A 21,583-nucleotide genomic window follows, 5' to 3' on the forward strand; every position below is an offset into this window, starting at 1 on the left:
CGATGGTGCCGCCGCCCGCTGACCGGGCTCCTACCGTCCGCTGACCGCCGCCCGCCGCCCGGCCGAGCCCGACCGCGACCGCCACGGCCTTCTCGTCGTCGAGCAGCAGCGGCGGCAGCGCCGCCCCCGCGCCGAGCCGGTACCCGCCGGCCACCCCGGGCGTGGCGTGCACGGGGTGGCGAGCGTGCGCAAGCGCTCGACGTCGTTGCGGATCGTCCTGGTCGAGACCCGCAGCCGGGTGGCCAGGTCCGGGCCCGTCCGTTCGCGGTGCGCCTGGAGCAGCGAGAGCAGGTGGAGCAGGCGGGCGGAGGTTTCCAGCAGGCGCCCAGTCTGCCCGCTAACGCGGCAAGGAGGCTTCCGCGTCGAGGACGAGCTTGCCGAGGAAGTGGCCGTCCTGGCTGCGCCGGTGGGCGTCGGCCACCCGCTCCAGCGGGAACACCTCCGCGACCGGGATGCGCGGCAGCACGTCCGCCGGGAACGGCTCGCCCTTGCCCGTGGAGAACCGCACGCCGTGCTCGGCCGCGCCCGCCGGATCGGCGATGGTGATCACCTTGGCCGGATCGCCGGTGAGCCTGACCGACAGCGCGACCTCGCCGCGTCCCGAGGCGTCCAGCACCCGGTCCACGGGGCCGGGGAGGCGCTGTTCCAGCCCGTCCCCGTAGGTGACCGGCACGACGCCGAGGTCGCGCAGGAAGGCGTGGTGGGGTTCGCTCGCGGTGCCGATCACGCGGGCGCCCCGGGCCAGCGCGAGCTGCGCGGCGGCCAGGCCGACGCCGCCCGCGACCGCGTGGACGAGCAGCGTCTCACCCGCGCGCAGGCCCAGCTCCGCCAGCGCGCGGTGGGCGGTCTCCAGCGCGACGGGCAGCGCGGCCGCCTCCGCGTACGACAGGTGCTCCGGCTTGGGACGCAGCGCGGCGGCCTCGGCCAGCGCGTACGTGGCCGCCGCCCCGGACGGGACCTGCCCGAACACCGCCTGGCCCACCTCCAGGCCGGTCACCCCGGGGCCGAGTGCGTCGACCGTCCCGGCCAGCTCGATCCCGGTGCCCTGCGGGCCGTCGGGCGGCGTGCCGCGGAAGCCGGTGCGCAATTTCCAGTCCAGGGCGTTCACCCCGGCCGCCCGGACCGCCACGCGTACCTGCCCGGCCCCGGGCCGGGGCAGCGGCACCTCCTCCAGCGCCAGCACCTCGGGGCCGCCGTGCTCGTGGTAGCGCACGGCCTGGGCGGTGACCAGCAGGACCGCCTTGCCGACCAGCTCGCGGGCCTCCAGGGCGGCGTGCGCCTCGTGGGCGCGGTCGAGCGGCACGGCCAGGCCGACGACGGTCGTCAGCTCGCCGGTGGCCGCCATGCGCAGCGCCTGCCCGGCCAGGCGGCGGAACTCCTCGGGGGCGAACTGCACCTGTTCCATGCCGACCAGCCGCACCCCCCGGCGCGCCGCCTCGGCCGGGTCCACCAGCGCGGTCGAACCGCTCGGCACCCCGTACGCGAAGAACACCCCGCCGGGCCCGAGCGACGCGAACGCCTCGGCCCCCACCCGCCCCCCGGCCCCGTCGAAGACCACGTCGAACGCCCCCACCGCGCCCCCGCCGGCCATGGTCACGTCAGCTCCCGCGCCCGCTTCCGTCTCGTGGGGGCCGGTGGCGTTCAGGGCGGGGTGGTCGGTGCCCCCATCGGTCTCACGGGTGGCCAGGGCCGGGTAGTCGACCGCCTCGGCCGCGCCCGCCGCCAGCGCCGCCGCCCGCTTGGCCGGGCCGTGCGCGGCGGCCGTCACCCGGGCGCCGGCGGCCCGCGCGAGCCGGACGATCGGCAGGCCCAGCGCCCCGCCGGCCCCCGTGACCAGCACCCGCGCCCCCGGCTTCAGCTCCGCCGCCGCCACCAGGCTGATCGCCGCCGGGCCCACCTGCAGCACCGCCGCCGCCAGCCACGAGCTCACCTCGTCGGGCACCGGCACGAGCGTGTCCACGCCGGTCACGACCCGCTCGGCGTACCCGCCGGACACCAGGGCCGCGACCCGACGCCCCGTCCAGCCGGGATCCACCCCCTCGCCCACCGACACCACCCGTCCGGCCACCCCGGTCCCCGGCACGAACGGCGGCCGGTTCGGGAACCACTCCTGCCCCCACCCGGCGCGCAACTGGGCGTCCAGCGACATCACGTCGGCCACCGAGACGCCGACGACCACCTGCCCCGGCCCCGCGACGGGATCGTCCACCCGCCGCACCCGGAGCACGTCGGGACCACCGAACTTCGTCACCTCGACAACATCCATGCCGCCGAGTCTCCTACCTCAAGCGAAATTGAGGTCAACCCCGGCGATCAGCCGGTCAGCTTCCGCGCCTGCTGGACGACCACCAGGACGGTCAGCGTCCCGAAGAACGCCACCGACCAGATGAGCGCCCCCAGCCGGTACGACCTGACCTTGATCGCCTCCGGCAGCGCCCGCCGGTTCAGCACGATCAGCAGGATCGAGTACACGAACATCATCACCGCCGCGAAGCACGCCGAGAACACCAGCAGGATCAGCGGCTGGTCGAGCCCGAGCAGCAGGATCGCGATGCCGACCAGCGTCATCGCCCAGACGGTGACGAAGTACACCCGGTTCACCGACACGGGACGGTCGCGCAGGTAGACCGTCTTGATCGTGTCCGAGGCCAGCCGCGAGGTGTAGTCGACGATGCCCATCGCCGAGGCGAACAGGGCCAGCGCGCCGATCAGCCAGAACAGGATCCCGAACCACGTGCCGACCGCGCCCTGCAGCACCTCGCCCTCGACCTTCAGGAAGCCGATGTCGTTCTTGCCCGCCACCTCCGGCCGGCCGAAGACGGTGGAGTAGGCCAGCATCGACATCAGCCCGATCGTCAGGAACGACACCAGCGCGAACGTCGCGCCCTGCTCGGCGTTGGCGAAGCGCCACCACCGGCGCCAGCGTGCCAGGTTGTCGCCGGTCGGCGGGAACTGGAAGCCGGTCGAGGCGGCCGCCTCCTCCTCGCCGGTGACCGGGCTGACCAGGCGCGGGACGTACACGCCCATGCCGAAGCCCTTGTCGCGGATCCAGTTGCTCTGGCACAGGTTCTGGCCGCCGCCCGCGCCGGCGTAGGCGACGGCGCCCATGAGCACGGCGATCCCGAGCTCCCCGGCCGGGAAGCGGGCGCCTACGGTAAGCCCCTTGCCCAGCTCGACCCAGCTGTCGGCGTTGATCGCGAACAGGATGGCGACCACCGCCAGCGTGGCCACCAGGGCGATCTTCACGAAGATCACCCGTTCGAGGACCGTGTAGATCACCGGCGCCAGCGTCAGGCCCAGCGCGATCACGACGAGCATGCCGATCGCGATCCAGCGCACCCCGCCCGCCCCGGCCCCGGTCAGGTACGTCACCATGGTCGCGGACGTGGTCACCCACCCCGGCCACAGGTTCGAGGCCAGCGTCATCACGACGAAGACCAGCCCCCAGTGCCGCCACATCCGGCTGAACCCGGTCAGCGCGGTCTCGCCGGTGGCCAGCGTGTACCGCTCGATCTCCATGTTCAGGAACCACTGGGTGACGATGCCGACCGCCGCGCCCCAGACGAACACCAGCCCCACCTGGGAGGCGATGTAGGGCCAGAGGATGAACTCGCCCGACGCCAGTCCCACCCCCGCCCCGACCAGCCCCGGGCCGATGACGCGCCAGGTCGAGCGGGGAGGGTCGGGCAGGTCGCGGACGGCGACGGACGGCAGGACTCGCGCGGGGACGGTGGGGGTGAAGTCCGTCATGCGGATCTCCTCGGTCGGCTTCCCGTACCGTCACCTTACGCAGATCGCTTACGCCGGTGAACTATCCGGTCAGGGTCACCACGTAGTCCCCTTGGCCGGTGAACCCGTCCACCCGCCCGCCGGACTCCATCAGGCCGCCCAGCACCTCGCGCATCGCCGTCCGCCAGGCCCTGGCCGCCGCCGGGTCGTGCACGCGCAGCCGTTCGACGTCGGGCGGCGTGCCCACCAGCACGACGTCCGCGTCGGCCGGCCGCACGACCGGGCCGGAGCCGTCGTCGGCCAGCACCCGGACGCGGCCCTCGGCCGGTTCCACCCGGGGCCCGAGCGGGCGCTCGTCCAGCGGCCACACCGCCAGCAGCCGGTCGGAGGAGTCGCCCTCGTTGATCGCGTCGGCCATGACGCCGTAGAAGTCGCGCAGGTACTCCTGCGGGCGGGCGCCCAGCTTGACCAGGTTGAACCGGGCGTTGCGGCGGACGAGCGGATCGAAGGTCCAGGTGACGCGGTCCAGGCCCCGATCCAGGCACCACGCCCGCTGGTGCAGCTTGAGCGCGTAGCCGATGCCCCGGCCGATCGAGGCGCCCGTCACGTGCGAGTGCAGCGCGCCGTCCGCCGCCCGGAAGCCCACCGACGCGCCCACCAGCACGTCGCCCTCGTACGCGCCGGCCACGTAGTTGCCGGTGTGCGCGAACCCGGCCATCAACTCGACGCTGATCGGCGCGTTGCCCGGATCGGGCCGCCAGATCTCGTCGAAGAGCCGGAAGACCTGCGCGAACTCGCCCATCTCGTGCAACTCGCGGATGGTCACACCACTCTTGGCCGCCGCCTCGGCGGCCTCCTCCCGGCTCGTCATGCCCCCCACTATGCCCGCCGGACGGCGACATGCCCGCCCGCGCTCGGCGGACGGGCATGTCAGGGATTGCCGGGGATCACTTCACCAGCGGCCCGAGCGTGCGTTCCATCAGGCAGTCGTTCTCGAACTTCCTGTCGTAGGACGTCGTGCGGCCGTACCAGTGGCCCCTGACGCGCACGGAGACGGGGGAGTAGTTGCGCGGGCACGCGCCCGGGTCGACGTTGAGGTCCTTGACCACGCCGTCGACCTCGTGCAGCTCGGCGCAGGCCGTGCGCGGGCGCGGGTGGGTGCCGCCGTCGGGGTCGCAGGTGAGCCGCATCGCGTACGCGCCGCCGCCGTTGCTGGGCGTGACGGTGATGTACAGCAGCACGCCCGGCTCGTCGTCGGTGGCGGCACCGGCCGGGCTCGCCCCGAACGGGACGACGAGCGCGGCGGACGCGCACAGGGCTAGGGCGGCCGTCCTGCGAGCGGCGGTCAGCACGGATTTCATGGAACCTCCCTGGTCAACGTGCGCCCCGAGAGTGGCGGCGCACGTCAAATGACTACAGGCAGTCACCATATCGATACCACTGGTGAAGGAGTGACAGAATGCTGTCCCCGCCGCTCACCCCGCTCCCGCCGACCCGGCCCGGTTGTTTCAGCGCACGGCCTCGATCAGGGCGCGGAGGAGGGCTGCGCGGCGCGGCATCTCGGCCACCACCACGTGCTCGTGGTCGGCGTGCGCGCCGCCGCCCACCGCGCCCAGCCCGTCGAGCGTCGGGCAGCCGGCCCCCGCGGTGAAGTTCCCGTCGGAGGCGCCGCCCACCGCGGCGGCGGTCAGCGGGCCCACGTCCAGCCCTGCGGCCAGGTCCTGGGCCAGGGCGTAGAGCGAGGCCGACATCGCGGCTTCGAGCGGCGGCCGGTTGGGGCCCCCTTCGACCTCCAGCCGCGTGCCGGGCACCACGGGCGCCAGCGCCCGCATCGCCGCGTCCACCCGCAGCTGCTCGGCCACCGTGCTCGCCCGCACGTCGACCCCCACCGTCGCCTCGGCCGGGACGGTGTTGAGCGTCGTCCCGCCGCGCAGCACGGTCGGGGTGACCGTCGTGTCACCGGCTCCGAGGGCGGCGATGGCCAGGATCTGGTGCGCCAGCTCGACGCCCGCGTTCGCGCCCTTCTCCGGCTCCAGCCCGGCGTGGGCCGCCTTGCCGCGCACCCGCAGCGTGTACATCGACGTGCCCTTGCGGGACGTCTTCAGCGCGCCGCCGTCCGCGCTGGCCTCCATGACGAACGCGGCGGCCAGCCCTCGCGCGGTGTCCGTGATCAGCGGCGCGGACGTGATCGAGCCCAGCTCCTCGTCACCGGTGATCAGCAGCGTGACGCCGTCGAGCGAGCCGAGCCCGGCGAGCGCGTGGAAGGTCTGCACCAGCCCGGCCTTCATGTCGAACACGCCCGGCCCGCGCGCCACCCCGTCGACGACCGACCAGGGGTGGGTCGCCAGCGTGCCGATCGGCCAGACGGTGTCGTGGTGGCCGAGCAGCAGCACCCTGGGCGTGCCGAACGACCAGCGCAGATGGGTGACGCCGTCGATCACCAGGAACTCCGGCCGGGCCCCCAGATGGCGGGCCCCCATCGCGGCCACGACCTCGGCGCTGCGGGCCACGGCCGCGAGGTCACGCGAGAACGACTCGCACAGGACCAGCTCCTCCAGATCCTCGATCATGCCAGCCGCTCTCCGAGGAACCGGTGGACGTTCCCCCCGATGATCTTGGCGACGTCCTTCTCCGGCAGGCCGCGGGCGAGCAGCCCCTCGGTCACCATGGGCAGCCCGACGGGCCCCTCCAGGCCGGGGATCGACGCCTTGGAGTCGAGGTCGTCGGGCTCCAGGCCCTCGCAGCACGGGGGCGTCAGGTCGTCCATGACCTCGCGGATGAAGTCGGGGCCGAGGCCGACGTGGTCGATCCCGGCCACCTGCGCGACGTGCTCGATGTGGTCGAGCAGGCGGTCGAGCGTCATGTCCTCCTTACGCTCGGCCAGGAAGGGGGCGAAGAAGTTCACGCAGACCACGCCGCCCGTGGCGGCGACCGCGCGGAGCTGGTCGTCGGTGAGGTTGCGGTGGTGGTCGCGCAGCGCGCGGGCCGCGGAGTGGGTGGCCATGACCGGCTTGGTCGCCAGCTCCAGCACGTGGGCCACGCCCGACGCGCCCAGGTGCGAGACGTCGAACACCATGCCCAGCCGCTCCATCTCGCTCAGGGCGGCCACGCCGCGGCTGGTCAGGCCGCTGCCGGTGGCGTCCTCGGCGCTGCCGTCGGCCAGCGGCGTACGCCCGAAGTGCGCGATGGAGGCCACCCGCACGCCCAGCCGGTGGACGGTCGAGATCAGCTCGACGCTCTCGTCGAGCCCCGGCATGCTCTCCAGCGCGAGCACCAGGGCGATCTTGCCCTCCGCCAGCGCCGCGTCGATCGCCGAGCCGTCGAGGCAGAGCCGTACGGCGTCGGGGTTGCCCTCCGCGATCACGTGGGCGCACTCGATCATGCGCAGCGTCTGCCGCAGCGCGCCCTCGGGCCGGTACTGGTCGTCGATGAAGACCGGCAGGATCTGCAGGTCGACCCCGCCCTCGACGAGCTGCGGCAGCCACCGCCGGCGGAAGAAGGAGGCCCACTGCTGGGGCGGCCGGGCGGCCACCGCCATGAGGAGATCATTGTGGGTGTCGGCCACGACGGCACGCCGGTGCAGGGGAAGCGTCATGCGAAGGACGTTACCGCGCGCCCCCGACCTGCTCCAATGCGCCTCAAGTCCGATTTTTTGCCCATATCTTGTTCACCGCACCGAAGACGGGACTTCCTCGACCCTCCGGTACGCCCCGCGCGGCGGCAGGGCGGTGAGCCGCCGATAGAGCGTCGTCGGGCCGGGCCAGTTGTTGGTGACCCGCCCCTCGGCCGTCTTGTACCAGCTCCGGCACCCCTCGCCCCACACCATGCGGTCCATCGCCGCGTCGAGCTGCCTGGTCCAGGCGGCCATCGCCTCGGGACGCACCTCGATCGGCCCCTGCTCGGCCACCCGCGCCAGGCACGCCATGACGTGCCGCACCTGGCACTCGATCATGTAGATGATCGAGTTGTGCCCGAGGTTCGTGTTCGGGCCGTAGAGCAGGAACATGCTGGGGAAGCCGGGCACCGAGATGCCGAGGTAGGCGTGCGCGCCGTCGCGCCACTGCTCGGCCAGCGACCGCCCGCCGAGCCCGGTGACCTCCATCGGGGCCAGGAACTCGGTGCTCAGGAAGCCGGTGGCGTACACGATCGTGTCGGCCTCGCGCAGCCCCTCGGCGGTCTCCACGCCCTTCGGCCCGATCCGGACGATCGGATCGGTGACGACGTCGACGTCCGGCCTGGTCAGCGCCGGGTAGAAGGCGCTGTCGATGACGACGCGCTTGCAACCGGGCGGATAGCCCGGCGTCAGCTTCGCCCGCAGGACGGGGTCGGGGACCTGGGCGCGCAGGTGGGCCAGGGCGCGCTTCCGCAGCAGGCCGGAGCTCCAGCCCTCGGCCAGGGCCGGGTAGAGGGTGGCCTCGGCGTACCGGTAGATCCATTCGCGGTAGGCCCGCTGGAGGCCCGGGACGTAGTGGAAGGCCAGCCGGGCGAGCGGGCCGAAGGTGGCGTCGGGCTTGGGGATCACCCAGTTGGGCGTGCGCTGGAAGACGTCGAGGTGCGCGGCCCGCTCGGCGACGGCCGGGATGAGCTGGGCCGCCGACGAGCCGCTGCCGATCACGGCGACGCGGCGGCCGGTGAGGTCGTGGTCGTGGTTCCAGCGGGCCGAGTGGAAGGAGACGCCCTCGAAGTCGGACATGCCGGGGATCTCGGGCAGGTGTGGGCGGTTGAGCTGGCCCACGCTCATGACGACCACGTCGAACGCCTCGGTGCGCTCGCCGCCGTCGTGGGTGCTGGTGACCTGCCAGCGGCGGCCGTCGAAGGCCGCTCGCCGTACTTCCGCACCGAAGCGGATTTTTCGCCTGACGTCGTATTTATCGGCGCAATGCTCTAGATAGGCGAGGATTTCGGGTTGGGCTGGGTAACGCCGAGTCCAGCTCGCGTACTTCTCGAACGAGTACGAGTACAGGTGCGAGGGGATGTCGCAGCCCGCGCCCGGATAGCTGTTGTCCCGCCACGTGCCGCCGAGGTCGGCGGCCTTCTCGAAGACCGTGAAGGAGCCGATCCCGGCGCGCCGCAGCCGGATCGCCATGCACAGGCCGCCGAAGCCCGCTCCGATGATCGCGACGCTGGGTGCCATGCCGTCCTCCGCGAAGTCAGGATCCACTTACAGTACGCCGAACCGCGTTCTGGCGACACCCTCCGCCACGCCCCGCGCGACCCTTCCGCGGGCCGGTAGTCTGCGCAGGTGGCTGCTGTGACGCTGACTGAGGTGATCGAGGTGCTCGAGGCGGCCTACCCGCCCGCCCGGGCCGAGTCGTGGGACGCGGTGGGGCTGGTCTGCGGCGACCCCGCCCAGCGGGTGCACAAGGTGCTGTTCGCCGTCGATCCGGTCGCGGTCGTGGGCGAGGAGGCCCTCGACTGGGGCGCCGACCTGATCGTCACCCACCACCCGCTCTACCTGCGCGGCACCACCAGCGTGGCCGCCACCACGCCCAAGGGCCGCCTGATCCACCGCCTGATCAAGCACGAGGTCGCCCTCTACACCGCCCACACCAACGCCGACACCGCCAATCCCGGCGTCTCCGACGCCCTGGCCAGGGCCGTGGGCCTGACCGGCGACCTCGTACCGCTCCAGCCCTTCCCCGACGACCCCTGGCGCGGCCTGGGCCGCATCGGCGAGCTGCCCGAGCCCATGACGCTGGGGGAGTTCGCCGCGCAGGCCGCCAAGGGGCTGCCGCGCACCGCCGGCGGCCTGCGCGTGGCGGGCGACCTGGCCCGGCCGGTCTCGCGCGTCGCGGTCAGCGGCGGCGCGGGCGACTCGCTGCTCGGCGCGGCCAGGTCCGCGGACGTCGACGTGTTCCTCACGGCCGACCTACGGCACCATCCGGCCGGTGAGTTCGTCGAGTCCGGTGGCCCCGCCCTGATCGACGCCGCCCACTGGGCCACCGAGTGGCCCTGGCTCGACAGCGCGGCGTCCATCCTGCGCTCCAGTGGCGTTACCGTTGAAACGCGCGTCTCCGCCACGGTCACCGATGCTTGGACAAGAGGATATTGATCATGAAAGCAGCCCCTGAGGCCCAGAAGCGACTGCTCGACCTGGCAGAGCTCGACTCCGTGATCGACCGGCTGGCGCACCGCCGGCGCACCCTGCCCGAGCTGGCCGAGATCGACGAGCAGTCCAAGCGCCTGGCCCGCCTCGTCACCCAGGTCATCGAGGCCGAGACCGAGGCCGGCGACCTCGCGCGCGAGCAGACCAAGGCGGAGAACGACGTCGACGCCGTGCGCACCCGCGCCGACCGCGACCAGAAGCGCCTCGACTCCGGCGCCGTGACCTCGCCCCGCGACCTGGCGAGCCTGCAGTCCGAGATCGCCTCGCTGCAGAAGCGCCAGGGCGACCTGGAGGAGGTCGTGCTGGAGATCATGGAGCGCAGGGAGGCGGCCGACAGCAAGGTCACCGACCTGGTCGCCCAGCGCGACGAGGTGGCCGCCACCCGCGCCGCCGCGGAAGACCGCCGTGACGCCGCGCTGGCCGAGATCGACAAGGAGGCGGGCGAGGTCCGGGGCCGCCGCGCCGCCGTCGCCGGCGAGATCCCCGCCGACCTGCTCAAGCTCTACGACAAGCTCAAGGAGCAGTACGTCGTGGGCGCCGCCATGCTGCACGGCGGCCGTTGCCAGGGCTGCAAGGTGGCCCTGTCCATCGCCGAGATGAACTCCATCAAGGCCGCCCCCCACGACGAGGTGCTGCGCTGCGAGGAGTGCCGGCGGATCCTGGTCCGCACCCCGGAGTCCGGCCTGTGACGTCCTACGTCATCGAGGCCGACGGCGGCTCGCGCGGCAACCCGGGCCCGGCCGGCTACGGCGCGGTCGTCCGGGACGCCGCCGACGGCCAGGTGCTGGCCGAGGCCGCCGAGGCGATCGGCGTCGCGACCAACAACGTGGCCGAGTACCGGGGGCTGATCGCCGGGCTGACCGCCGTGCTGGGGGTGGGCGGCGAGGGCGCCGAGGTGGCCGTGCGGATGGACTCCAAGCTGGTCATCGAGCAGATGGCCGGCCGCTGGAAGATCAAGAACGAGGGGCTGCGTCCGCTCGCCCTTGAGGCCGGCGCGCTGGCCAGGCGGCTGCGGGTGGTCGAGTGGACCTGGATCCCGCGCGAGCACAACAAACACGCCGACCGGCTGGCCAACGAGGCCATGGACGCCGCCGCCAAGGGCCTGACCTGGAAGGCGGGCGGCACCCACGACACCGGCGCGCCGGGGGCCGTCCCGGCTGCCGCCGTGCCCGCGGCCCGCACACCGGCGCCGGTCGTCGAGCAGACCGACCTCCTCGACGCGGGCGCCATCGCCGAGCTGTCGGCCCCCACGGCGTCCGTGGCCGCCGCCCAGCAGCGCTCCAAGGGCACCGGCTGGGCCCCGCCCACCCGCGTGGCGACCTCGTTGCTGCTGCTCAGGCACGGCGAGACGCCGCTGTCGGTCGAGCGCAGGTTCTCCGGCCTCGGCGACGCCGAGCTCACCGCCAACGGGCTGGCCCAGGCGGCGGCGGCCGCCGACCGGTTGTCGCGGGAGCCGTACCGGCCGGACGTCATCGTCTCCTCGCCGCTCAAGCGGGCCAGGCAGACGGCCGAGGCCGTGGCCCAGCGCACCGGGCTCGACGTCGAGATCGACGAAGACCTCAGGGAAGCCGATTTCGGCGCCTGGGAGGGGCACACGTTCACCGAGGTCCAGCGCGAGTGGCCCGCCGAGCTGGCCGCCTGGCTGGCCGGCCCCGACGCCGCGCCGCCCGGGGGCGAGAGCTTCGCCACGGCGGCCCGCCGCGTCCAGGCGGCGGGGGAGCGGCTGGTGGAGCGCTACGAGGGCAAGACCGTGCTCGTCGTCTCCCACGTGACACCGATCAAGATGTTGTTGCGTGACGCCCTCACGGCTCCTCTGGGCGCGCTCTACAGGATGCACCTCGACCTGGCCTGCCTGTCGCTGATCGAGTACTACGCCGACGGCCCCGCCGTGGTGAAGTCCTTCAACGACACCGCCCACCTCCGTTGAGCACGCCCGGCGACACGACCCGTTCGCGTTGAGCGCAGCGGTGGCGATGTCGAGCTTCGAGCAGCCTGCGGGCGTTGAGCGCGGCCGCGCCGGGAGCCGCCAGAACATCCCGGCGCGGCCGCTGCTGCCTCCGCCCCCCTCAGGCGGTGACATGCCCATCCCACCCAATCGATCTTGCGACTCGGTTGGGAACGGCTTGAGGTTTGATAACCTCCCTGAAGACGAGTCGGCCGGGCGGCCGCGTCGGGCCTTCGGGCCCGCCGAGGAAGGTCCGGGCTCCACAGGGCAGGGTGGTCGGTAACGCCGACCCGGGGTGACCCGCGGGACAGTGCCACAGAAAGCAGACCGCCTCCCGCCTCGGTGGGAGGTGAGGGTGAAAGGGTGGTGTAAGAGACCACCAGCGCCCACGGTGACGTGGGCGGCTAGGTAAACCCCACCCGGAGCAAGGTCAAGAAGGGACGCTCTCCGGAGCGTTCCGCGCGCGACGTTCGAGGGCTGCCCGCCCGAGCCGCGCGGGTAGACCGCTTGAGGCCGCCGGCAACGGCGGCCCTAGATGGATGGTCGCCCCTTCGTTCGCGAAGGACAGAACCCGGCCTACAGGCCGGCTCGTCTCTCACCTCCCAGTTCCTGGGCCTCGCGGCCGTGCACGATCAGGGCGTACAGCACCAGTACGTCCACCGCGATGACCGCGAGCGACCACCACGGGTTGACCGCGATCCAGGTCAGCTGCGTCATCGCGTTGATCATGACGAGAACCACCGCCACGATGCGGGCCCAGGTCTGCCCCACGCTCACCGCGATACCGGTCAGGAGCAGGACGACCCCGAACAACAGGTGGATCCAGCCCCAAGTGCCGACGTTGAAGAACAGCAGGCGGGATGGTGTGCGGACGAACAGCCCGCTGTTGATCACCGCGTAGAGACCGGTGATGATGTTGAACACGCCGGCCATGATCATGAGCATGCCGGCGAACCATACCCAGCCCACCCAGCCCGTTACGGGCCTGCTCTGGTACGTCATCGTCGAACCCTCCCCCGTGAGTTCACGTACACCGGCAGTCACCTGCCCGTCGAGCTGAGCTGTATGCGTCTTCCCAGCTCACAAGGTTTCGACGACGCGTCAGGCGCCCGGGGGCGAGGGGCGGAAACCCAGCCGCCTCCGGGGACGCCTGCCAGCCTCGGCACCCTGACGACACCTCGGCCGGGCCCCGACGGCGTCTCCACCGAGGCCCTGACGGCAGTTGCGGGGTCAGGCGGAGCGGGCGTCCCAGGCGGCGAGGATGGCGGCCTCCTTCTCCGGGGCCATCCCGTGGACCATCCTGCGCCCGTAGGAACGCTGCTCCTCCGGGATCTCCCGCAGCCACGCCCACGTGTCACGCACGGTCTCCGCGACCGGACGCGCCCGCAGCCCCGCCGCCTCGGCCTTGCCCGTCGGCACGCTCCAGAAGTTGGCGTTCTCCTCCGACGGCGGCCCGCCCCACAGCGGCAGCTCCACGAACGCCCCGGCCCCCTGCGCGACCAGGAACTCCGCGTCCATCCAGACGAACTCCGCGTCGGACCCGGTGACCTGCTTGCACAGCTCCAGCCACTCGCCGTAGGTGGTGTTGCCCGCCGGGCCGGTCACCGCGAAGCGGCCGGCGACGCCCTGCTCGGCCTGGTCGAGGGTGAAGATGGCGACGTCGCGGGCGTCGATGAGCTGCATCGGCTCGGCGGGATCGCCGGGCGCCAGCACCCGGCCGCCCCGCGAGATGCGGGTCAGCCACCAGGGCAGCCGGGCCACGTTCTCGTACGGGCCGAGGATCAGCCCAGGCTGGACGATCAGCGCGTTGCCGTCGAAACCCTGCTCGACCGCCCGCTCGCACCCGGCCTTCAGCACACCGTAGTCGCCGTCGTCGGGACCGGCGTCGGGCTCGCACGGCCATCCGCCGGTGTCCTCGGTCGCGGCCTTGGCGGGGAACCCGTCGAGGGCCGAGACGCTGGAGATGAACGCGTACGTCGCCGCCCGGCCCGACAGCGCCCGCACCGACTCGCCCACCACCCGCGGCACATACCCGGACGTGTCCACCACGAAGTCCCACGACCGGCCGTCGGCCAGCCGCTCCAGGTCGGCGACGGACTCCCGGTCGCCACGCACGGTCTCGACGCCCGGCACGTCGTCGCCGCTCTGCCCTCTGTTGAACGTCGTGACCTCATGGCCGCGCGCCAACGCCTCTTCCGCGATGGCGCGCCCCAGGAACCCCGTGCCGCCGATGAGCAAAATCTTCATGAACCCATCTTCGGCGCCCGGCGGGGCGCGGGCTCACAACTTCACGGAGAGCGAAGACCGCAGCGGCGGCACCAGGTGCACCCGCGCCGACCCGATGTCGAAGTACAGGCCCACCAGCTCCAGCTTGCCCGCCCTGACCTGCTCGTCCACCTTCCGGTAGGTGCGCAGGTTCTCCAGCTGCTGCTGGACGTTCACCCGGCACAACACGTCGAGGGCCCCCTTGTGCAGCCGGTCGCCCTCGGTCTCGATGAACCTGGCCAGGCTGTGGTTCCCGTGCCGCAGCCACCGCCGCAGCCCCGGCAGGCTGCCGGCCTGCACCCCGGCGCTGAGCACCCCGGCCATGGCTCCGCATCCCGAGTGCCCGCACACGGTGATCGTGCGCACGCCGAGCACCTGCGTGGCGTACTCGATCGCGGCCACCACCGAGTCGTCGTGCGGCTCGGAGCCGCGGCGCGGCACCAGGTTGCCGATGTTGCGCACGGTGAACAGGTCGCCGGGACCGCTCGCCGTGATCAGGCTGGGCACGATCCTGGAGTCGGCGCACGTGATGAACAGGTGGGTCGGCTGCCGCTTGTGCGCGAGCTCGGTGAAGATCGGCCGGACCAGCGGCGCCGTGGTGCGGTGGAAGTCGCGCGCCCCCTCGGTGCAGGTCGCCGGGGTCGAGCCGCCGTCGTCGGGGATGGCGCGGCGCTGCGGGCGCGTCCGCCGCTGCGCCCACGGCACCCATCGCCGGTCCGGCGACCTGCCGGGGTACGCGCGGGCCCCGCCGGCCGCCAGCGTGTACCACTCGTCGTGCGGCTCGTCGAGGTCGACCGTGCCGCCCGCCTGCTCGTGGTCCAGCCGCCAGGAGTGGATGGCCTCGAAGGCCGCGTTGTCCATGAAGTCGATGGTGAGGTCGAGGTCGACCGGCGTGCCTGCGGGGATCGACCGCAGCTCGTGCGTCAGCCTGGGCACGCCGAGGAACGTCAGCGAGCCGCTGATCGTCACGTGCAGCCGGCCGTCCGGCTCCTCGCGCCTGCGCACGCTCACCCAGGTCAGCCGGCGCAGCGCCAGCAGCGCGGCCAGCGCCGCCCCCGCCAGCACCCCCTCGGCCAGGCCCAGCACGATCACGGTCGCCGCCGTCACCATGTAGACCGGCACCTCGCCGTGCCCGCGGCCCTTCCTGACGCGCGCCAGCCCCACCATCCGCACGCCGGTGAACACCAGCAGCGCCGCCAGCGCCTCCAGCGGGATCAGCCGCACCGACCAGCCGAGACCCACCGCGAAGCCCAGCACCCACACCCCGTGCAGGATCGCCGCCGACCGGGTGCGCCCGCCCGCCCGCACGTTCGCCTCCGTACGGACGACGCCGCCGGCGATCGGCAGCCCGCCCAGCGCCCCCGACACCATGTTGGCCACGCCCTGGCCGGTCAGCTCCTGGTCGAGGTCGGCCCGGCGGCCGGGGTGCGTCCCGTCGGCGGCGGACGCGCACAGCAGCGACTCGACGCTGCCCAGCAGCGCGACGAGCAGCACCGCGCCCACGATCGTGTGCCAGTCGGCGGACGGCAGCACGGGGAATCCCCACCCGGAGAAGCTGCCCGCCAGGTCGAGGTGGGTGACGTCCCAGCCGGCCAGCCAGGCGACGCCCGCCGTGGCCGGCAGCGCGACCAGCGGCGCGGGCACCACCCTGACGCGGGCCGGCAGCCGCGTCCACGACGCCAGCACCATGATCGTGAACAGGCCCAGCGCGATCTTGTGCCCGTGCAGGCCGGCGATCTGGCCGGGCAGCTCGGCGAGGTTGGCCAGGGCCGACAGCTGGGGCTGTCCGCCGAGCACCACGTGGAGCTGGGAGAGCGCGAGGATCACGCCGACCGCGGCCAGCAGGCCGCGCAGCACCGCGGGGGAGACGGCCGGGACGACCCGGGCGGCCTTGACCACGCCGAGCACGAGCTGGACGACCCCCGCCAGCAGCGTGATCATGCACGTGGCCCGCCAGCCGTGCGTCCGCACCAGCTCCACGACCACCACGGACACCCCTGCCGCGGGCCCGCTCACCTGGACGGCCGACCCGCCCAGCGACCCGGCCACGACCCCGCCCACGACGGCGGCGATGAGCCCGGCCGCCGGCGGGGCGCCCGAGGCCGCCGCGATGCCCAGGGAGAACGGGACTGCGACGAGGAAGACCACGAGCGAAGCGGGTAGATCATGCCGTAGCGTACGCAACCAGCTACTGAGGGTATCGCCGATCATGTCGGAAACCCTAGTGGTGCGCCACCCCCGCTTTAGGGGGTCGTCGCGGGGGTTTTACTCATTCGGTAAGGGGCCGGAGATCACCGGTAGTAGTCGTTGTAGTCCTGCTCGGGGGCCCGGCGACGGCCGCCGCCGTTGTCGGCCTGGCCGGGAGCGGCCGCGCCCTGCGACTGCCCGCCGTAGGTCGGCCAGTTCGCCGTGCCGGACGGCGGCTCGGGCCAGGCGGGGCCGGACCCGGCGGTGAAGTCGCCGGTCTCGTACGCGATGGAGGACGGCGCGGGCGGCACCGGCGGAGCCGACAGGACGTCGTCGTAGGCCGAGACCGCGCGGGCGGGGACGGTCGGCGTGCCGGTGGCCGGAGAGGGGCCCGTGATGGGCGAGCCGGAGTCGTCGGCCACGGCCCAGCCGGCGCGCACCTCGTACGAGGCCGGGAACGCGGCGGCCGGCGAGGCGGTGGCGGCGGGCTGCTCCACGAAGGCGGGCCAGGAGCTCGCCGGGCCGCCGTAGGAGGCGGGGGAGGGGTCGTCGAGGATGTCGGGCGAGGCGGCGGGCCAGGAGCCGGAGGTGGCCGCGGCGGGCGCGCCCGTCCAGGTGGTCTCAAGAGCGTCGGCCGCGTTGTTGGCGGCGTTGTTGTACGCGGGGAACGGGTCGCTGGTCGGCGCGCCGTGGATCGGCGCGACGGGCGCGACCGGGAAGGACCCGCTGGAGGTGACGCCCGCGTAGGACCCGCCGCCGGCGGCCGGGTTGGCGGGGAACGAGCCGCCCGCTGCCGGGACGGCCGGGTGGGCGCCGCTCGCGGGCAGGGGCTCGGGGCGGGAGGCCGGCACGACCGGCTGGGCGCCGCCGAGGAGGCTGAGCACGTCGGGCGTGGGCGCCGCGAACGTCACCGTGCGCTGGTCGGCCATGTCGGAGGCGGAGGGGGTGGGCCGCTTGGCGGGCTCCACCAGGTCGGCGAGGTTGGCCGCGGCGGCGGCGGGCTGGCGCTGGGGCAGCGGGGCCTGGACGGTCGCGGCGTTGGGGTCGGCCGCGGCGGCCACGGGCTTGGGCTTCGCGGGACGCTCACGGCGCTCGGCGGGCTGCTCACGCTCGACGGGACGGGAGGCGCCCTTCCGGGCCGCCACGGTGCCGCCGGCGCCGAAACCGCCCTCCTCGGCGTCGCTGCGGATGTTCGCCCAGAACTCCTCGTCCTCGTGGTCGGTGGTCGGGTTGCCCCACTCGTCGACGCCACGCCTGCCACGCTGACCGGTGCGCACCGGTTTCGGCTTCACCTCGTCGATCGGGGAGAAGTCAGGGCTGAAATTGGCCATGCGCGGTTCGTGCGCGGCGAACTCGTCGGTGGACCGGGCGTGCGTCATCTCCTCCTTCTCGGCCATCTCCTTCAGCCGTTCCGGAGGGAGAGAGCTCTCCCGGCGGTTCATGGAACGCATGCCCAGTGCCACGACGACGAGCACGAGGAGCACGACAGCGACCAAGCTCACGACGACCGCGATCATTGCACCACCCTCAAAGCCATGGCCTCCCTGTGGCATCGGTGAGATCGCGCGGCCATCGACGCGATCTGCCCCCTTTGATCACCAATGCCTAACAATTGGATCTGATTCTGTCGGACCACTATGAGAGTTGTCACACCCTACGCAAAGAATTGGTTCATCCGGTCTACCTGCGGTGATCGACCTGTCACTGGATGTTCACCGCCGTCAGCCGGCCCCGGGCGATCGTGTGGTCGGCGATCTCCTTCAAGATCTCGGGGAGGCCGCCCTCCCTCGCCTCGACCTTGTCGTTCAGCGTGTAGACGGTGAACCGGTAGCTGCCCGGAGTGTTGCAGGGCGGTTCGTAGCCCGCCTTCCCACTGGTCACCGTGGCCTGGCCGGAGCCCTCGGGAGGACTCTCGGCGGCACCCGGCCCCAGCTCGGTCGTGGTCGCCGGGATGTTGTAGAGCACCCAGTGAACGGCCGATTCGGAGGGAGTATGGGAATCGACCACGATCGCGATCGACTTCGCCTTCGGCAAGGGTTCGCTGGACCAGCGCAGCGGCGGGCTGCCCTGGCGGCCTCGGCAGGAGAACTCGCTCGGCAGCGGCATGCCGTCGCGCAACTCCGGGCTCGAGACGTTGATCTCCGCGATCTCCTTGGCCTGGGATCTTCCGATGCCCAGGGCGGCGCAACCTGACAGGGTGAGCGCGAAAGCCACCACTGTCACACTGACAGCGGCCCGCCTCACACGTGATGCCGTGTTACACAGCCCCATGCCGGATGATGCTACGCGGGTCTCGGCGGTGCGCAGACCGTTTCCCGATGGTCGGTCGTCGGTAAAGGAGCCGAAACCGGCCAGAATGCGGGGATCCTGGGGGTGAAGTTGGCCACAGGGACGCCGTCGGCGGAGGCTCGGGGGTGACGATCTGATGACCTTCCTGGCCTGCCCGTTCCCCGGGGCGGGCGGCGCGGTCGCGACGCGCGAGCTCACAGGACAAAACGGACATGGTTTCGGACGGCGCCCGGCACGCAAAATTCAGATGCGCCGCACGAGGCACATGTGCTTTGCGCTGGGGGCCGCTGCCCAGGTCTCTGCTGGCACGTCCGCGGTGGCTTGCGGGGCGGACGGCGGCTGCCACGCTTCGTGAGGGCGTTTCGCGCGTGGTGCGGTAACGCGCCGCCGGGCCTGGATGGCACGAACGTGGCGCCGCCGACGTGGCCCAGCACGACAGCCTGCGGCCGGCCGCCACCGAGCATGCACCCACCGCCCCCGGCCGGCCGTCCGACACGCCGCGCCGCCCGTCCGATCTTTACCTGCCGCCGGGCGGTGCACGCGGGGGCCTGCGCAATGCCGCCGGGGCAGGCACTGGCGCTCCTAGGCCGGGCCGGACTCCCTTCGGCTCTTGGCCTATGACCCTCCGAGCAGCCTGAGCGTCGTCTATGCCCTCGTGCTTCCAGCGGGTGCGGGCCCTGCGCTCCCAAGCCCCGAGCAGAGGGATCCCCTCCGCCCCCAGGCCCCCGGCCCCTTGGCTTCTGCCCGCTGGCTCGGGCTTGCCGACCGGCAGCGTCTTTCGCCCGTTCACCGGCTCTGGGCTCCGGACCCCCCAAGGGCCGGATGGCCCTGGCTGTGGGGATGCCTTTCGTGGGTGGCCTTGGCAGCCGTGCCGGGGGATGGAAGAGATCTCGGGGTCGGGGTCAGATCGTCTTTCGGGGCGTGCGCCCTAAGCTGGTTCTTGTGACGTCAAAAGGCCCACTGCGTGACCCCGCGCACCGCGTCTCGCCCAAGGCCCGCCGCCTGTGGTTGCTGCAGGCGGCGATCGGATTCGTGCTCTTCGTGGGCGGTTCGGCCGTGGTGGCCGGGTGGGTGGGCGGCAGCGGCTGGTCGTGGGTGCCGTCCTGGTTCGCCGCGCGTTCCTGGTTGTTGCCGCTGGTGGTCGGGGTCGTGCTGACGCCGTTCCTGGCGGCGGAGCCGTTCATCAGGTACGCCGTCCACCGCTGGGAGTTGTCGGGCGACGTCGTCTACGCCAGGTCGGGGTTCCTGACCAGGGAATGGGTGTTCGTGCCGGTGAGCCGCATCCAGACGGTCGACAAGGGCCAGGGGTGGATGGAACGGCTGCTCGGCCTGGCCACGCTGGAGATCCGCACCGCCTCGCACGCGGGCTCGTCCACGATCAAGGGCCTCGACTTCGAGGTGGCGGCCGGGCTCGCCGAACGGCTCGCCCACCGCGCCGAAGAGCTCAGGGACGACGCCACGTGACCCAGCCGCCACCACCACCGCCCTCTCTGCCTCCTCCTCCGCCGCCCCCGCCCCCCGCGCCCAAGCGGCTGAGCCCCAAAGTGCTGCTCATCGACCCGGTACGCATGCTGCCCTCGCTGCTGCTGCCCCTGGTCGGCGTGCTGTTCGTGGGCGGCTTCTCGGCCAGGTCCTACGCGTGGGCGGCGTTCGGCGTCGTCGGCACCGTCGTGTTCGCGGTCATCCGCTGGGCCACCTTCACGTACGAGATCGTCGGCGACCGCCTGGAGACCAAGCGGTCGCTCATCAGCCGCTCGATCCGGACCATCCCGCTGGAACGGGTGCGCGGCGTCGACGTGTCCACGCCGCCCATGCACCGCATTCTCGGGCTGGCCGTGCTCAAGGTCGACACGGGCGCGAGCGGCGACGACGAGGAGGCCGCGCTCGACGGCGTCACGCTGGGCGAGGCCGAACGCCTCAAGGCGGTGCTGCTGCGCCGTGCCGTCCAGGTCAGGGAGGCCGAGCACGTCCCCGGGCCCGGTCCCGCGCCCGTGAACCGGCCGATCATCGCCGTCCCGCGCCGGTGGCTCCTGTACGGGCCGCTGTCCGGGGCGTACCTGCTCACGCCGTTCGCGCTCGCCGGCGGCGCGGTGGGGCTGGCCTTCCAGTGGGGCGACGACCTGGGCTTCGGCCAGGACGCCGCCTGGAGCGCGGGGGAGTGGCTGTGGGAGCACCCCTACCTGCTGCTCGTCGTGGCGCTGCTGCTGGTCGTCGCCATGCCGTTCGTCGGCGGCGTGATGTACGCGGTCTTCAACTGGGACTTCAGGCTCACCCGCCGCGACGGCTACCTCGTGGCCGAACGCGGGCTGATCAACCGGCGCAGCGTGTCGCTGGAGTCCCGGCGGGTGCGCGGCTACGAGATCGTCGACGGCCTGGCCGAACGCCTGGCCGGGGTCGCACGCGTCTGGGCGATCGTGACCGGGCTCGGCGACTCCGAGACGCGCGGGCAGCTGTTGCCCGACGTGCCGCGCCAGGTCGCCGTCGGCGTCACCGCCGACGCCGTGGGCCCCTTCCGCTCCACCCTGCGCGCCCATCCGCCGATCGCCCGCAACCGCCGTCTGTTCCGCGCGGTCTTCCCCTGGCTCCTCCTGGCCACGCTGAGCGCCGCCGGGGCGTGGGCCACAGGAATGATGCTCTGGTGGATCCTGGCGGTCCTGGCGTTGCTCCTGGCGGGCGCTGGGGTGTTCCTGGGCCTCGACCGGTACGCCTCCCTGGGGCACGGCTACGACGGCGCCCGGCTGGTGGTCCGGTCGGGCTCGTTGCGCCGCGCCGAGGCGGTGATCGAACGCCGGGCCGTGGTGGGCTGGCGGCTGCGCCAGACCTGGTTCCAGCGACGGGCCGGGGTGCTGACGCTGATCGCGGGGGTCGGAGCGGGCAAGGGCGGCTACGACGCGCTGGACGTCTCGGAGGCTCAGGGGGCGGCGTTCCCCGCCGAGGTGACGCCGGAGTGGCTGGCCCCGTTCATGCGGCCCCACACCGTCCCGCCACAGGACTGAACGCCTTCGCCGAACACCGCGGTACGTCCTTCTCGAACGACCGAGGCCGCGCCCTCCTGTCGAGGT

17 protein-coding genes, 1 other RNA gene and 2 pseudogenes are annotated in these 21,583 nt (G+C 72.9%); 7 read left to right on the plus strand and 13 right to left on the minus strand.

Going from position 1 to position 21,583, the window contains the following annotated elements; all coding sequences use genetic code 11:
- Positions 1 to 46: 46 nt before the first annotated feature.
- From ACIBK9_RS37400 to ACIBK9_RS37440, 9 genes and pseudogenes are all read right to left on the minus strand, one after another.
- A pseudogene (locus tag ACIBK9_RS37400) lies at positions 47 to 321 on the minus strand (helix-turn-helix transcriptional regulator); the annotation flags it as partial.
- Positions 322 to 337: 16 nt separating this feature from the next.
- On the minus strand, positions 338 to 1,231 hold the full coding sequence (locus ACIBK9_RS37405; protein ID WP_397163544.1) for an NADP-dependent oxidoreductase: 894 nt from the start codon (positions 1,229 to 1,231) through the stop codon (positions 338 to 340).
- 12 nt (positions 1,232 to 1,243) lie between these two features.
- Positions 1,244 to 2,266, minus strand: a pseudogene (locus ACIBK9_RS37410) (zinc-binding dehydrogenase); the annotation flags it as partial.
- A 47-nt stretch (positions 2,267 to 2,313) separates the two neighbouring features.
- Positions 2,314 to 3,750 carry an Nramp family divalent metal transporter gene (locus ACIBK9_RS37415; protein WP_397163470.1) on the minus strand — a complete coding sequence of 479 codons (1,437 nt, stop codon included), beginning with the start codon at positions 3,748 to 3,750 and terminating at the stop codon, positions 2,314 to 2,316.
- 61 nt (positions 3,751 to 3,811) lie between these two features.
- Positions 3,812 to 4,600 (minus strand): GNAT family N-acetyltransferase, encoded by a 789-nt coding sequence (locus ACIBK9_RS37420; protein WP_397163472.1) that lies wholly within the window; start codon positions 4,598 to 4,600, stop codon positions 3,812 to 3,814.
- A 76-nt stretch (positions 4,601 to 4,676) separates the two neighbouring features.
- Positions 4,677 to 5,090 (minus strand): SSI family serine proteinase inhibitor, encoded by a 414-nt coding sequence (locus ACIBK9_RS37425; RefSeq protein ID WP_397163474.1) that lies wholly within the window; start codon positions 5,088 to 5,090, stop codon positions 4,677 to 4,679.
- Between the two features lie 147 nt (positions 5,091 to 5,237).
- Complete coding sequence (locus ACIBK9_RS37430; RefSeq protein ID WP_397163476.1) at positions 5,238 to 6,299, minus strand: M20 family metallopeptidase; 1,062 nt, start codon at positions 6,297 to 6,299, stop codon at positions 5,238 to 5,240.
- Complete coding sequence (locus ACIBK9_RS37435; RefSeq protein WP_387663898.1) at positions 6,296 to 7,324, minus strand: dipeptidase; 1,029 nt, start codon at positions 7,322 to 7,324, stop codon at positions 6,296 to 6,298. The genes ACIBK9_RS37430 and ACIBK9_RS37435 overlap by 4 nt, the downstream gene beginning before the upstream one ends.
- A 72-nt stretch (positions 7,325 to 7,396) precedes the next feature.
- Entirely contained in the window at positions 7,397 to 8,863 is a 1,467-nt protein-coding gene (locus ACIBK9_RS37440) for a flavin-containing monooxygenase (protein ID WP_397163477.1), read from the minus strand.
- Positions 8,864 to 8,980: 117 nt separating this feature from the next.
- Here ACIBK9_RS37440 and ACIBK9_RS37445 point away from each other — a divergent pair, with 117 nt between their 5' ends.
- From ACIBK9_RS37445 to ACIBK9_RS37465, 5 genes are all read left to right on the plus strand, one after another.
- The gene (locus tag ACIBK9_RS37445) at positions 8,981 to 9,781 is read left to right on the plus strand and encodes a Nif3-like dinuclear metal center hexameric protein (protein ID WP_397163479.1); all 801 of its coding nucleotides are present in this window, start codon (positions 8,981 to 8,983) and stop codon (positions 9,779 to 9,781) included.
- 2 nt (positions 9,782 to 9,783) lie between these two features.
- A complete protein-coding gene (locus ACIBK9_RS37450; RefSeq protein ID WP_358284573.1) occupies positions 9,784 to 10,524 on the plus strand; it encodes a C4-type zinc ribbon domain-containing protein in 741 nt (246 codons plus the stop codon).
- Positions 10,521 to 11,762, plus strand: a complete 1,242-nt coding sequence (locus ACIBK9_RS37455; protein WP_364328728.1) for a bifunctional RNase H/acid phosphatase — start codon at positions 10,521 to 10,523, stop codon at positions 11,760 to 11,762. Before ACIBK9_RS37450 ends, ACIBK9_RS37455 begins: the two co-directional genes overlap by 4 nt.
- Before the next feature lie 222 nt (positions 11,763 to 11,984).
- Positions 11,985 to 12,375: RNase P RNA component class A (rnpB, locus tag ACIBK9_RS37460), an RNA gene on the plus strand.
- A gap of 69 nt (positions 12,376 to 12,444) precedes the next feature.
- Positions 12,445 to 12,681 (plus strand): hypothetical protein, encoded by a 237-nt coding sequence (locus ACIBK9_RS37465; RefSeq protein ID WP_387663905.1) that lies wholly within the window; start codon positions 12,445 to 12,447, stop codon positions 12,679 to 12,681.
- Between the two features lie 329 nt (positions 12,682 to 13,010).
- Here ACIBK9_RS37465 and ACIBK9_RS37470 read toward each other — a convergent pair whose 3' ends face one another.
- The 4 genes from ACIBK9_RS37470 to ACIBK9_RS37485 form a co-directional block, all read right to left on the minus strand.
- Positions 13,011 to 14,027, minus strand: a complete 1,017-nt coding sequence (locus tag ACIBK9_RS37470; protein WP_397163481.1) for an NAD-dependent epimerase/dehydratase family protein — start codon at positions 14,025 to 14,027, stop codon at positions 13,011 to 13,013.
- 33 nt (positions 14,028 to 14,060) lie between these two features.
- A complete protein-coding gene (locus ACIBK9_RS37475; RefSeq protein WP_397163483.1) occupies positions 14,061 to 16,256 on the minus strand; it encodes a SulP family inorganic anion transporter in 2,196 nt (731 codons plus the stop codon).
- Between the two features lie 80 nt (positions 16,257 to 16,336).
- Entirely contained in the window at positions 16,337 to 17,734 is a 1,398-nt protein-coding gene (locus tag ACIBK9_RS37480; protein ID WP_387663911.1) for a hypothetical protein, read from the minus strand.
- A gap of 199 nt (positions 17,735 to 17,933) precedes the next feature.
- Positions 17,934 to 18,503, minus strand: coding sequence for a YbhB/YbcL family Raf kinase inhibitor-like protein (locus ACIBK9_RS37485; protein ID WP_397163486.1), 570 nt, complete (start codon positions 18,501 to 18,503; stop codon positions 17,934 to 17,936).
- A gap of 960 nt (positions 18,504 to 19,463) precedes the next feature.
- Here ACIBK9_RS37485 and ACIBK9_RS37490 point away from each other — a divergent pair.
- Both ACIBK9_RS37490 and ACIBK9_RS37495 read left to right on the plus strand, forming a co-directional pair.
- On the plus strand, positions 19,464 to 19,985 hold the full coding sequence (locus ACIBK9_RS37490) for a PH domain-containing protein (RefSeq protein WP_358284587.1): 522 nt from the start codon (positions 19,464 to 19,466) through the stop codon (positions 19,983 to 19,985).
- Between the two features lie 80 nt (positions 19,986 to 20,065).
- On the plus strand, positions 20,066 to 21,517 hold the full coding sequence (locus ACIBK9_RS37495) for a PH domain-containing protein (RefSeq protein ID WP_397163488.1): 1,452 nt from the start codon (positions 20,066 to 20,068) through the stop codon (positions 21,515 to 21,517).
- Positions 21,518 to 21,583: the final 66 nt, after the last annotated feature.

The sequence above is a fragment of the Nonomuraea sp. NPDC050227 genome, from assembly GCF_044459705.1.
Taxonomy (GTDB): Bacteria; Actinomycetota; Actinomycetes; order Streptosporangiales; family Streptosporangiaceae; genus Nonomuraea.